This is a genomic window from uncultured Nocardioides sp. (genome assembly GCF_947489365.1).
Lineage (GTDB): Bacteria > Actinomycetota > Actinomycetes > Propionibacteriales > Nocardioidaceae > Nocardioides.
This window is the reverse complement of sequence record NZ_CANLDB010000003.1, coordinates 240,668-253,316: the sequence shown is the minus strand read 5'-3', so window position 1 is coordinate 253,316 and position 12,649 is coordinate 240,668. Positions and strand designations below refer to the sequence as shown.

The following is a 12,649-nucleotide window of genomic DNA, read 5'->3' as shown; positions in this document are numbered from 1 at the left end:
CCTCTGCGAGACTCGACGGCATGAGCACTGCGAGCGAGGAGCTGCCCGGCCGCGTCGCGGTGTACGTGGACTTCGAGAACCTGGTCATCAGCCTGTACGACGCCACCCACGGCGAGGGCGCGTGGCGCAAGGACGACGCCCGCAAGCGCGCCACCCCCGCGATCGTCGACAAGCTGGAGTCGGCGCGCCTCGACCTCGACGCGATCATCGACTACGCGGCGTCCATGGGCGTCGTGACCATCTGCCGCGCCTACTGCGACTGGACCGTGCCCGCGTTCGCGGCGTACGGCCGCGCCCTGACCCGCCGCTCCGTCGACCTGGTGCAGATGTTCCCGATGTCCGGGTCCAAGAACGGCGCCGACATCCGGCTCGCCGTCGACGCGCTGGAGGACCTCGAGCGGTTCCCGTACCTCACCCACCTCCTCGTCGCGGCGGGCGACTCGGACTACGTCCCGCTCGCGCAGAAGGCCCGTCGCCTCGACCGTCGCGTCATCGGGGTGGGCGTGGCCGGGTCGGTGGGCCGCTACTGGGAGCTGGCCTGCGACGAGTTCCGCCAGTACGACGCCCTCGTCACCCTCGACGACGACGAGGACGACGACGTGGAGGACACCGGGACCGCCGCCGAGCCCGAGGTCGGGACCGAGGCCGAGCAGGCCGCCTCGGAGTCGGCGGAGCCCGCCAAGCCCGAGGTCACCAAGCGTCGCCGCGGCGCGAAGAAGGCCGTCGCGGAGGAGCCGCCCACCGAGGACACCCCCGCCCAGGGCTCGGCCCGCGGCCGACGCGCCGACGACCCGGCCCGCACCGCCCGCAAGCTCCTGCTGCGCGCGCTCAAGCTCGGGCACGAGCAGCGGACCGACGACTGGGTGCCCCTGTCGATGGTCAAGACGCTGATGCTGCGCCTCGCGCCCGACTTCAGCGAGCGCGCCATCGGCTTCTCGACCTTCAGCGACTTCGTGCAGTCGCACCGCGAGATCGTCATGTACGACACCGAGCGCAACGCCGCCCGGCTCGCCTCGATGGGCAAGCCCGGGCGGGACTGAGCGCCGGCCCGTAGGGAAGAACGAGACCGAAGGGCCGGGACAGCGCGAATCCGGGCCCATCCGGGCTCCGATCTCGTTCTTCCGAACGGTGCGCGGGGCTACCCTCCCGGCATGGCGACGACGACACCCCACGAGGCGGCCGACTCCCGACACCGGGGGATGCTCGGGTGGGGCGGCGCGCTCCTCGCCCTGGGTGCGGTGCTCCTCGGCCTGGCGTACCTCGCGGGGGCCGATCAGACGTCCGGCGACAACAACGCCACGATCTTCCTCGTGCTGGGCCTGGTGACGTCCGTCCCCGGCCTCGTGCTGCTGCAGGTGGGTCTCGTCGCGGCCGGCGTGCGACTCGGTCTGGCGGCGTACGGCGTGGCGCCGTCGGACGTGTCCAGTGACGAGCGCACGCCCTGACGGAACCGACCGCACCGGGCGTGCGTCCCACCGTCGTGCGCCACGCCTCCGCATCGCTCCTCGTCACGGCCGCCCTGGTCGTGACGGGCTGCGCCGCGGAGGCGCCCGTCGCGCTCGAGGGCGACTGCCACGCCCGCCTCCGCGTCGCCGGGGAGGAGTTGGACCCGGTCGGCGCGGACCCCACGGGCCGCCGCGGCGACCCCGGGACCGCCATGGTCGTCGGGTGCGACGAGGAGGCGGTCGCCGAGGTCCGGGCGCGGCCGGTCACCCGGGACGGCGACCTCCTCGGGTACGACGTGCCGCGGGGCGACTACCGCGGGTTCTACTCCGCCGACAGCTTGGTCGAGCCGGTCGGCTGAGGCCTCTGTGTCGTTCCTGACGCACAGGACGGATCAGGAACGACACACTGGCGCCGACCCACCAGGGGTCTCGACGACGCGCGCTCGCTGCGCTCGCGTGCTGCTCGACCAGCGGAGCGGGGCTCAGTAGGACTTCGGCAGCCCCAGCGAGTGCATCGCGACGTAGTTGAGGACCATCTCGCGTGTCACGGGGGCGATCCGCGAGGCGCGGGTGGCGACGAGGAGCCCGGCGATGCCGTGCTCGGACGAGATGCCGGCGCCGCCGTGGGTCTGGACGGCCCGGTCGACGGCGCGGCAAGCGGCCTCGGCGGCACAGTACTTCGCGATGTTCGCCGCCTCCCCGGCCTTCTCGTCCTCGCCGGCGTCGCACAGCGCGGCGGCCTTCTGGTTCATCAGCCGGGCCGACTCGATCTCCATGTAGGACTCGGCCAGCGGGTGCTGGATCGCCTGGTGGGTGCCGATCGGGACCCCGAAGACCGAGCGGTCCTTGGCGTAGGCGACGGCCCGGTCGAGGGCGTGGCGGGCGAGGCCGAGGGAGTACGCCGCGGCCATGATCCGCTCCGGGTTGAGCCCGGCGAAGAGCTGGAGCAGGCCGCCGTCCTCGCTCCCGACGACGGCGTCGGCGCCGAGGCGGACGTCGTCCAGGAAGACGCTGAACTGCTTCTCCGGGCTGACGATCTCCATCGGGATCACGGTCGCCTCGAAGCCCGGCGCGTCGGTGGGGACGACGAACAGCACCGGCTTGAGCCGGCCCGTCGCGGAGTCCTTCATGCGGGCCACGACGAGCACGTTCTCGGCCTCGTCGACGCCGGAGATCCAGACCTTGCGGCCGTTCAGGACGTAGGAGTCCCCGTCCTTCGTCGCCGAGGTCGTGATCGCGTGGGTGTTGGTGCCGGCGTCGGGCTCGGTGATCGCGAACGCCATCGTGCCGGTGCCGTCGGCGATGCCGGGCAGCCAGCGCTGCTTCTGCTCCGCCGTGCCGAACCGCTCGATGACGGTGCCGCAGATCGCCGGCGAGACCACCATGAGCAGCAGCGGGCAGCCCGCCGCGGCAAGCTCCTCGCAGACCGCGGCGATGTCGCCGATCCCGCCGCCGCCCCCGCCGTACTCCTCGCCGACGTTGACGCCGAGGTAACCGTGCTTGGCGACGTCGAGCCACAGCTCGGTCGTCTTCTCGCCGCTGCGGGCCTTCTCGGTGAACCACTCCCGGCCGTAGCGGGACGCCAGCCCCGCGACGGCCTTCCTCAGCTCGCGGCGCTCCTCGGTCTCCTCGAACGTGCTCATGCCACGACCTCCGCGTCGGTTCCCACAACCGCCAGGACCTCCCCGGCGGCGACCTGCTGACCGGCCGCGACCGCGACCTCGGTGACCACGCCGTCGGCCGGCGCGGTCACGGTGTGCTGCATCTTCATCGCCTCGAGCACCAGGATCGTCTCCCCCGCGCTCACCCGCGACCCCTGCTCCGCCACGAGCCGGACGACGGTGCCCGGCATCGGTGCGGTCAGCGACCCCGCCGCCTGCGCGAGGGCGGGGTCGGTGAAGCGCGGTGTCCGGACGAGGTGAAGGTGCCCGGTGGGCGCGTCGACGTCCACCGTCTCGGCGCCGGGCAGTCCCCGCACCGTCGTCGTGTACGTCGTCCGCACGCCGTCCCGCTCGAGCGTCACCGCCGTCGGTGAGGACGCGACCACGGCGAAGTCCGCGACCTCGACACCGCCGCGGGTGCCCCACCACTCGACGGCGTCGTGGCCGTCGAAGGCGACCGTCTGCGCGGCGCTCGTCACGCTGCGCCACCCCGCGGGGACCCCGGTCTGCACCGTCGACCGCGCCCGGGTCGACGCGACGACCGCGAGAGCCGCGGCCACCACGGCGTCCCGGTCCTCGGCCGCGGCGGTGGCCGGGTGCTCGGGCAGGAACGCGGTGTCGACGCGCCCGGCCAGGAAGTCGGGCTCGCGCAGCAGCCGCACGAGCTGGTCGCGGTTCGTCGTCACGCCGTGGACCCGGGCCCGCGCCAGTGCGCCGGCGAGCCGGCGCGCGGCCTGGTCGCGGGTGGCGGCGTGCGCGACGACCTTCGCGAGCATCCCGTCGTAGTACGGCGTGACCTCGTCGCCCGCGGCGTACGTCGTCTCGGCCCGCACGCCCTCCGGGAGGTCGAAGGCCGTCAGCCGACCCGCCGTCGGCTGGTGACGGTCGTCCTCGGCGTACAGCCGCACCTCGATCGCGTGGCCACGCTCGCCGACGCGGATCTCGACGGGGCCGTCCTGCTCGCAGGCGTCGAGCTGCAGCCCGACGAGGTCGAGGCCGGTGACCTCCTCAGTGACGGGGTGCTCGACCTGGAGGCGGGTGTTCATCTCGAGGAACCAGAAGCGCTGGGTGGTGGCGTCCATCAGCAGCTCGACGGTGCCCGCGCCGCGGTAGCCGAGCGGCTCCACCAGCGCCCGGGCGGCGGCGTGCATCGCGTCGCGCGTCTCGGGGCGCAGGCCGGGGGCGGGGGCCTCCTCGACGACCTTCTGGTGGCGGCGCTGCAGGGAGCAGTCGCGGTCGCCCAGGACCGACACACCTCCCTGCGCGTCGGCCCACACCTGGACCTCGACGTGGCGGCCGTGCTCGACGTACGGCTCGACGAAGACGGTGCCGTCCCCGAACGCCGAGGCGGCCTCCTCGCGGGCGGCGGCCAGCTCGGCGTCGAGGGAGGCGAGGTCGCGGACGACGCGCATCCCGCGGCCGCCGCCGCCGGCGCTGGCCTTCACGAGGAGCGGCAGGTCGGCCTCGGTCGGGTCCTCGACGCTCAGCACCGGGACGCCGACGGAGGCGGCGTGCTCCTTCGCCGCGACCTTCGAGCCCATGAGGTCGATCGCCTCCGGCGGCGGGCCCACCCACGTCAGCCCGGCGGCCTCGACGGCCCGGGCGAAGGTGGCGTTCTCGGCGAGGAACCCGTAGCCGGGGTGCACCGCGTCCGCCCCCGTACGACGGGCCGCGTCGACGAGGAGGTCGGCGCGCAGGTAGGTCTCGGCCGGTGTCGTGCCCGGGAGGCGGACAGCGGCGTCGGCCTCGGCGACGTACGCCAGGTCGGCGTCGGCGTCGGAGAACACGGCGACGGTGCCGATGCCGCGCTCGCGGCAGGTGCGGAAGACCCGCGAGGCGATCTCACCGCGGTTGGCCACCAGGAGTCGTGTGATCATGCGTCCGGTCACGGCCTGAACACCCCGTACGTCGTGGCGCCGGTCCAGGCGCGGTTCTCGACAACCGACAGCGCGATGCCGAGCACCGTGCGGGTGTCGCGCGGGTCGATCACCCCGTCGTCGTACAGCAGCCCTGAGAGGACGAAGGGCAGGCTCTGCTCCTCCACCATCTGCTCGACCATCGCGCGCATGCCGGCGTCGCCCTCCTCGTCGTACGGCGCGCCCTTGGCCTCGGCGGCGGCGCGGGACACGATCGACAGCACCCCGGCGAGCTGCTTGGGGCCCATCACCGCGGACTTCGCGTTGGGCCACGCGAAGAGGAAGCGGGGGTCGTAGGCGCGACCGTTCATAGCGTAGTTGCCCGCGCCGTACGACGCCCCCATGAGCACGGTCAGGTGCGGCACCGTCGAGTTGGAGATGGCGTTGATCATCATCGCGCCGTGCTTGACGATCCCGCCCTGCTCGTAGTCGGTGCCGACCATGAAGCCGGTGGTGTGGTGCCAGAACAGCAGCGGCGTGCCGGAGGCGTTCGCGAGCTGCACGAACTGCGTCGCCTTCTGCGCCTCCTCGCTGAACAGCACGCCCTGCGCGTTGGCGAGGATCCCGACCGGCCGGCCGTGCAGGCGCGCCCACCCGCAGACGAGCGAGGCGCCGTACAGGGGCTTGAACTCGTCGAAGACGACCGGGTTCTCGGCGCTGACGCCGTCGCAGACGCGGGCGACGACGTCGCGGGGGTCGAACGGCTCGGTGAGGTCGGTGGGGGCGAGGTCGAGCAGCTCCTCGGCGTCGGCGTCCGGCTCGGCCCAGGCGTACGACGGCGGCGCCACCGGCTTGCGGCGGCCCCAGCGGGCGACGATTCGGCGCGCGATCCGGATCGCGTCGTGCTCGTCGGCGGCGAGGTGGTCGGCGAGTCCGGAGGTGCGGGCGTGCATCTCGGCGCCGCCCAGCGACTCCTCCGCGGCCTCCTCGCCGGTGGCCATCTTCACCAGCGGCGGCCCGCCGAGGAAGACCTGCGCGGCGCCCTTGACCATCACCGTGTGGTCGCTCATGCCGGGCACGTAGGCGCCGCCGGCGGTGGCGTTGCCGAACACCACGGCGACGGTCGGCTCGCGGCGGGCACTGGCGCGGGTGAGGTCGCGGAAGATCTGGCCGCCGGGGACGAAGATGTCCTTCTGGGTCGGCAGGTCGGCACCCGCGGACTCGACCAGCGAGATGGTCGGCAGCCCGTTCCGCTCGGCGACCTGGTGGGCGCGGAGCAGCTTCTTCAGCGTGTACGGGTTGGTCGCGCCGCCCTTGACGGTCGGGTCGTTGGCGACGACGAGCACCTCGGTGCCCTCGACGACGCCGACGCCGGTGACGACGCTGGCGCCGACGGTGTAGTCGCTGCCCCACCCGGCGAGCGGCGACAGCTCGAGGAACGCCGAGCCCTCGTCGACGAGCAGCTCGATGCGCTCACGGGCGGTGAGCTTGCCGCGGGCGCGGTGGCGGGCGACGTACTTCTCCCCGCCGCCGGCGACCGCCTTCGCGTGCTCGGCCCCCAGGGCCTCGAGCTGCTCCTGCATGGTGGTCATCGCGCTCCTCCGTAGCCGAGCAGGCCCGCTGCGAGGTCGGTCAGCACCTCGGTGGACCCGCCGCCGATCCCGAGCAGGCGGGCGTCGCGGTAGTGCCGCTCCACCTCGCCGCGGACGTAGCCCGCGCCGCCGTGCAGCTGGACCGCGGCGTCCGTCACGTACGCCGCGCACTCCACCGCCGTCTGCTTGGCCAGGCAGGCCTCGGCGACGACGTCGTCGCCCTGCAGGTGACGCGCGACGACGTGGTGGACGTAGGTGCGGGCGACCTCGACCTGGCGGTGCATCTCCACGAGCCGGTGGCGCACGACCTGGCGGCCGTTCAGCGGGCGCCCGAACGTCTCGCGGTCGCGGCACCACGCGGCGGTGAGGGCCAGTGCGCGTGCGGCGACGCCGTAGCCGTGGACGGCGAGGACGATCCGCTCGGTCACGAACTGCTCGGCGATCTGGGCGAAGCCGCTGCCCTCCGCACCGACGAGGTGGTCGACGGGCACGCGGACCGACTCGAAGGCGATCTCGCCGGTGTCCGAGCAGTGCCACCCCATCTTGGGCAGCGGGCCGGTGACCGTGACGCCGGGCCGGTCGGTCTCGACGACGAGCAGCGAGACACCGCCGGCCCCCGGCTGCCCGGTGCGGACCGCGACGGTGAGGAAGTCGGCGCGGACGGCGCTGGTGATGTAGGTCTTCGCGCCGTCGACGACGTACTCGTCGCCCTCCCTGACCGCCCGGGTGCGGAGGTGCGCGACGTCGGAGCCGCCGTCCGGCTCGGTGATCGCCAGCGACCCGATCGTCTCGCCGGCGAGGGTGGGACGGACGAAGCGGTCGACGAGGTCGGCGGAACCGTGCGCGGCGAGGTGGGGCAGCGCGATCCCGCCGGTGAACAGCGCCGCCAGGAGGCCGCTGGAGGCGCCCTCGGCGAGCATCCCCTCGGTCGCGGCGACGACGTCGGCGAGGTCGCCGCCCTGGCCGCCGACAGCCTCGGCGAACGAGATGCCGAGCAGGCCCTGCTTCGCCGCGGCGGCGTGGAGCTCGCGCGGGACGAGGCCGGCGGCCTCCCAGTCGTCGAGGTGGGGCGCGACCTCGCGCCGCGTGAACTCGGCGGCCATCGCGTGCAGGTCGGTCACAGGAGTCCTTCCGGGAGGTCGACGGAACGGCCGCGCGCCCACTCGCCGAGGCCCTTGGCCTGCGGGTCGAAGCGCGCGGAGGCGGCGACGCCGTCGCCGAGCAGGCCGGGCAGCAGGACGTTCACGCCGCCGAGGTTCGGCAGCGGGTGGACCTCGACGGCGAGGCCCTCGGCCTCCGGCAGCAGCGCGGTGACCCAGGCCGGGGTCGCCACGTCGAGCAGCCACGCCACGCGGTCGTCGTACGCCGGGTGGTCGTCGTGGCGCACCCACAGCCCGAGGTTCGCGTCGCCGCCCTTGTCGCCGGAGCGGGCGTGCACGAACGTCCCGAGCGGGGCCTTGGTGACGCTCACGGGGTCTCGTGGCTCCTCGCCAGGGCTCGTCGCGCCTCGACCTCCGGGCTCGTCGGAGGTCGAGGTGCGAGGGCCCCCCGGGCCCGAGCCACGAGACCCGGTGGGACGAGCACCTCCGTCGACCACCACCTCCCGCGCCCCGTCGTCGTGCACCACCACGGCCTCGACCTCGCCGCGTGCGACGTACGCCGCGCGGTGGACGCCGTACGGCGTGGCGGGCGCGGGAGGGGCGACGGGCGCGAAGCCGGGGTACGAGCCGAGCGCCAGGTCGACCACGGCGGCGGTGAAGGCACGGTCGACGGGTCCCTTGTCGGCGTCCCGGACGGTGCAGCGCAGGGTGCGCGAGGCGCCCTGCTGGGTGTCGGCGTCGGGGTCGGGGGCCGCGGAGCGGGTCCAGGTCACCGACGCGGCGCTCAGCCGGGGCTCGAGCTGCGCGCGGACCCAGGCTTCCTTGGCGTCCAGGTCGAGCCCGGTCAGGACGAGGTCGACGTGGTTGCGCATCCCGCCGAGCACGGAGACGGACACCTTCAGGGTCTCGGGCGGCGCCTCGCCGACGGTGCCGGAGACCCGGACCCGGTCCGGCCCGTCGGCCTCGAGCGCGACCGTGTCGAGCCGGACGGTGACGTCGGGGGTGAGGTAGCGCTCGGTCTGCACCTCGTAGACGAGCTGCGCGGTGACGGTGTCGACGGTGACGGCCCCGCCGGTGCCGGCCTGCTTGGTGACCACGCAGGAGCCGTCGGCGGCGACCTCGGCGAGCGGGAAGCCGAGCGGGGTCGCGTCGCGGGGCAGGTCGAGGAAGCCGGAGAAGTTGCCGCCGGTGGCGTGGGTGCCGCACTCGAGCACGTGCCCGGCGACGGTCGCGCCGGCGAGGGCGTCGAGGGCGGCCGGGTCGTCGTACGCCCAGCCGTGGTGCCACGCGGCGGGCCCGACGACGAGGGAGGCGTCCGCGCAGCGACCGGTGACGACGACCTGCGCGCCGCCGGCGAGGGCGGCGGTGATCGGGGCGGCGCCGAGGTAGGCGTTGGCGGTGAGCGCTCCCTCGGGCCAGGGGTGGCCGGAGACGCCGAGCGAGCGGACGTCGTCGCCCTCGACGTGGGCGACGGGGACGTCGAGGCCGAGCCCCCGCGCCGCCTCGCGGACCTTCTCGGCCAGCCCGGCGGGGTTGAGCCCGCCGGCGTTGACGACGAGGCGGGTTCCGCCCTCGACGAGGAGGCCGAGGCAGTCCTCGGCCTGACGCAGGAACGTGCGGGCGTAGCCGAGGCCCGCGTCCCGCAGCTGGTCGCGGCCGAGAATGAGCATGGTGAGCTCGGCGAGGTAGTCGCCGGTGAGGACGTCGGGTCGCGGGTCCCCGGTGAGCATCTCCCGCATCGCCGACAGGCGGTCGCCGTAGAAGCCGGAGCAGTTGCCGACGACCAGCGCGCCCGGGTCCGGCGCGCTCACGGGCGGGCCCCGCTGCCGGCGCCCGGAGGACCGGCGAAGCACTGGGCGACGTCGAGCCACCGCTCGGCGTCCGGGCCCTCGGCGACGAGGGCGAGCGCCGAGCGGGGACGGCGCTGGGTCACCCGCAGGCAGAAGTCGTACGCCGGGCCGGTGACGCGCTGCGTGGCGTCCTCGGGGCCCCACGTCCAGACCTCCCCGGACGGCGCGACGAGCTCGACGCGGACCTCGGCCTCCGGGGCGTCGAGCCCGTGGGCGGCGTACGCGAAGCGGCGGGTGCGGACCCCGAGGTGCGCGACGTGACGGATCCGGTCGGTCGGGGCGACCGGCGCGCCGAGTGCCTCGTGGACGTCCTGGGCGTGCGTCCAGGTCTCCATGAACCGCGCGGTCGCCATCGAGGTGGGCGACATCGGGGGGCCGAACCAGGGCATGCGGGTGCCGTCGGGGAGGTCCCGCAGCGCCGTCGCCAGGCCCTCGCGGGCAGCGAGCCAGCGGGCCCGGAGGTCGTCGGCGGTCACGGCGGCGCCGTCGGCCGCGGCGGCGTCGACGAAGCCGTCGGGGTCGTTCATGGCGCCGAGGACGACCTCGTCCCAGGGGTCCTTCTCGCCGGTCGCGGCCCGCGCCGCGAGGGTGGCGACCTCGTCGGTCCACGCCAGGTGGGCGACCTGGTGGGCGACGGTCCAGCCCGCGGCGGGCGTCGTACGGCGCCAGCCGGAGGCGTCGTCGGCGAGCCGGTGCACGCGCGCGTCGAGGGCGTCGGACTCGGCGGCGAGGTCGGCGAGGACCTCCTCCAGCACGCTCATGGCGTCTCCTGGCGTCGGTGCAGCGCGGCGTCGAGGACGGTCGCCCAGCGGTCGAGCACCCGCTCCCGGCGTGCGCTGTCGTCGGTGATGGTGGTCGCGAGGCCCAGGCCACGGGCGAGGTCGAGGGTCGCCTGCACGAGCTCGCGCTGCGCGGGGTCGGCGTCGTCGGCGCCGAGCAGCTCCACCGTCGTCCGGTGCAGCTGGCGGCCCATCCGCTGCTCCAGAGGGGCGACGGCCTCGAGCAGGGTGGGATCGGTACGGGCGGCGACCCACAGCTCGAGCGCCGCGGTGAAGACCGGCCCGGTGACGTGGTCGGCGAGCATGCCGAGGACCGCACGGGTCCGCCCGCTCCCCGACGGCATCGACTCCGCCGCCGCGGCGAGCTCCTCGCCGCGCAGGCTCGCGACGTGCTCCACCGCGGCCAGGACGAGGGCCGCCTTGGACGGGAAGTGGTGCAGCTGGGCCCCGCGGCTGACCCCGGCACGCTGCGAGACCAGCGTCGTCGAGGTGCCGGACCAGCCGCGCTCCACGAGGCACTCCACCGTCGCCTCCATCAGGCGCTGCCGCATGGCGCGGGTGCGCTCCGCCTGGGGGGTGCGGGTGGTCGTGGACACCCCCGCATCGTCACTGCCGACCGCACAAACAGTCAAGACTGTCTTTATCTGACGGCCCGGCCCATCCGGGTAGTCCGTGACGTCCTGCACCTCCCCGGGCCGCGGGAGGGTGCAGAACGTCACGGACTGTCCGCCCACGCCAGCCGCTGCCCCGCCGACCCCGAACCCGCGGGTTTGGGCCGCGTGGGAGGGGGCAGGAGACGGACCGCGGCTGAGAGACTCGGCCCGCCCTGACCCCGCACCCCGATCCCGAGGTCCCGATGTCCCAGTACGGCGCCCCTCCCCCGTCCGGCGAGCCCGGCCAGCCCGGCCAGCCCGGCGATGGCGACCGCACCCGCGTCCCGGGCGGCGGCACGCCGTCCGGCGAGCCCGCCCCTGCCTGGGAGCGGCCGACGCGGGGCCCGTCCGAGCCCGACCCGTGGGACCAGCCGGCGCCGCAGACGACCCAGCAGCAGCCCGCCCAGGAACCGTCGTACCAGCAGCCGGCCCAGCCGTCGTACCAGCAGCCCTACCAGCAGCAGCCCCCGCAGCAGCAGGGGTGGGACGGCCCGCAGCAGGCGTCGTACGACCAGGGCTATGCGCAGCCGTACCAGCAGGGCTACGAGCGGTCGGCGGGCCAGGCCGGTCCGTGGAGCACCTCGTCGTCCGGCGGCGGCGCGGCGGCCGCGGAGGCGAAGGGCCTGGTGGGGGCCCTGCTCGACTTCTCCTTCTCCACGTTCGTCACCGGCAGGATCGTCAAGGTCGTCTACGTCCTCGCGATCGTCGGGCTGGCGCTGGGCCTGCTCGGGTGGCTCGCCAGCGCGATCGCGACCGGCTCGCCGCTGTTCATCGTGTTCGCCCTCGTCGCCGGTCCGATCGGCTTCGTGGTCTACCTCTGCTTCGTCCGCATGACGCTCGAGCTCTTCCTCGCCATCACGCGCATGAGCGAGGACATCCGCGAACGGATGCCCGATGCGCGCGATCGCACCTAGTCTTCGTCCACCGCACCACACCCGAGAGGACCCACGCATGTCGCAGTACGGCAACGACCCCCAGGACCCGGGATACGGCAAGTCCGGCGACCCCTACGGCCAGCAGCAGGGTGGCTACGGCCAGCAGCCGGGCCAGTACGGGCAGCAGCCCGGGCAGCCCGGGCAGTACGGCCAGCAGCCCGACCAGTACGGCCAGCAGGGCTACGGCCAGCAGGGCGCGTACGGCGGCCAGCAGCCCGACCAGTACGGCCAGCAGGGCTACGGCCAGCAGCCCTACGGCGGCGGTTACGGCGGCTACGGCCAGGGGTACGGCGCCCCGCAGGGCGCCTACGCCCACTGGGGCAAGCGCGTCGGCGCCTACCTCATCGACTCGCTGCTGATCTTCCTCGGCTACATCCCGATCCTCATCGGCGCCGCGATCGCCGGCGCCTCGACCGACGCCCAGGGCAACGTCAGCGGCGGCGCGGTCGCCGTCGGCCTGATCCTCTACCTCGTCGGCCTGGTCGCGATGCTCGGCATCTTCATCTGGAACACCTGCCTCAAGCAGGGCAAGACCGGCTACTCGGTCGGCAAGGGCGTGCTCGGCATCAAGCTCGTCTCCGAGCAGACGGGCCAGCCCATCGGCGGCGGCATGGCGTTCGTGCGCCAGCTCGCGCACATCCTCGACTCGCTCCCCTGCTACCTCGGCTTCCTCTGGCCGCTGTGGGACCAGAAGCGTCAGACGTTCGCCGACAAGATCCTGAGCACCGTCGTCCTCGACCAGCCGAAGCAGGGCTGACCCGCTGCTGACATCCTCGAT

Annotated in this window: 12 protein-coding genes; 5 read left to right on the top strand and 7 right to left on the bottom strand. The window is 74.3% G+C overall.

The features are described 5' to 3' along the window. Window positions 1–20 precede the first annotated feature (20 nt). The 3 genes from Q0858_RS10290 (at window position 21) to Q0858_RS10280 (ending at window position 1,804) form a co-directional block, all read left to right on the top strand. Window positions 21–1,040, top strand: a complete 1,020-nt coding sequence (locus Q0858_RS10290) for an NYN domain-containing protein (protein ID WP_299053589.1) — start codon at window positions 21–23, stop codon at window positions 1,038–1,040. Between the two features lie 111 nt (window positions 1,041–1,151). Next, entirely contained in the window at window positions 1,152–1,445 is a 294-nt protein-coding gene (locus tag Q0858_RS10285) for a hypothetical protein (RefSeq protein WP_299053588.1), read from the top strand. A gap of 20 nt (window positions 1,446–1,465) precedes the next feature. Further along, the gene (locus Q0858_RS10280; protein ID WP_299053585.1) at window positions 1,466–1,804 is read left to right on the top strand and encodes a hypothetical protein; all 339 of its coding nucleotides are present in this window, start codon (window positions 1,466–1,468) and stop codon (window positions 1,802–1,804) included. A 123-nt stretch (window positions 1,805–1,927) separates the two neighbouring features. On the opposite strand, the gene Q0858_RS10275 is transcribed toward Q0858_RS10280, so the two are convergent. Genes Q0858_RS10275 through Q0858_RS10245 form a run of 7 tightly spaced genes read right to left on the bottom strand, consistent with a single transcriptional unit; the run spans window position 1,928 to window position 10,879 of the window. Beyond that, on the bottom strand, window positions 1,928–3,088 hold the full coding sequence (locus tag Q0858_RS10275) for an acyl-CoA dehydrogenase family protein (RefSeq protein ID WP_299053582.1): 1,161 nt from the start codon (window positions 3,086–3,088) through the stop codon (window positions 1,928–1,930). Continuing rightward, window positions 3,085–4,983, bottom strand: a complete 1,899-nt coding sequence (locus Q0858_RS10270; RefSeq protein ID WP_299053580.1) for a biotin carboxylase N-terminal domain-containing protein — start codon at window positions 4,981–4,983, stop codon at window positions 3,085–3,087. Before Q0858_RS10270 ends, Q0858_RS10275 begins: the two co-directional genes overlap by 4 nt. A gap of 8 nt (window positions 4,984–4,991) precedes the next feature. Further along, window positions 4,992–6,545: an acyl-CoA carboxylase subunit beta gene (locus Q0858_RS10265; RefSeq protein ID WP_299054535.1), complete on the bottom strand. Its 1,554-nt coding sequence runs from the start codon at window positions 6,543–6,545 to the stop codon at window positions 4,992–4,994. A 5-nt stretch (window positions 6,546–6,550) separates the two neighbouring features. Continuing rightward, complete coding sequence (locus Q0858_RS10260) at window positions 6,551–7,675, bottom strand: acyl-CoA dehydrogenase family protein (RefSeq protein WP_366916007.1); 1,125 nt, start codon at window positions 7,673–7,675, stop codon at window positions 6,551–6,553. Continuing rightward, window positions 7,672–9,465: an acyclic terpene utilization AtuA family protein gene (locus Q0858_RS10255; RefSeq protein ID WP_299053578.1), complete on the bottom strand. Its 1,794-nt coding sequence runs from the start codon at window positions 9,463–9,465 to the stop codon at window positions 7,672–7,674. Before Q0858_RS10255 ends, Q0858_RS10260 begins: the two co-directional genes overlap by 4 nt. Continuing rightward, window positions 9,462–10,265, bottom strand: a complete 804-nt coding sequence (locus Q0858_RS10250) for a TIGR03084 family metal-binding protein (protein WP_299053576.1) — start codon at window positions 10,263–10,265, stop codon at window positions 9,462–9,464. Before Q0858_RS10250 ends, Q0858_RS10255 begins: the two co-directional genes overlap by 4 nt. Beyond that, window positions 10,262–10,879: a TetR/AcrR family transcriptional regulator gene (locus Q0858_RS10245; protein ID WP_299053574.1), complete on the bottom strand. Its 618-nt coding sequence runs from the start codon at window positions 10,877–10,879 to the stop codon at window positions 10,262–10,264. The genes Q0858_RS10250 and Q0858_RS10245 overlap by 4 nt, the downstream gene beginning before the upstream one ends. Before the next feature lie 260 nt (window positions 10,880–11,139). Here Q0858_RS10245 and Q0858_RS10240 point away from each other — a divergent pair, with 260 nt between their 5' ends. Beyond that, entirely contained in the window at window positions 11,140–11,850 is a 711-nt protein-coding gene (locus Q0858_RS10240) for a DUF4282 domain-containing protein (protein WP_299053572.1), read from the top strand. 37 nt (window positions 11,851–11,887) lie between these two features. Then, the gene (locus Q0858_RS10235) at window positions 11,888–12,628 is read left to right on the top strand and encodes an RDD family protein (RefSeq protein WP_299053570.1); all 741 of its coding nucleotides are present in this window, start codon (window positions 11,888–11,890) and stop codon (window positions 12,626–12,628) included. The last annotated feature ends 21 nt before the right edge of the window (window positions 12,629–12,649 follow it).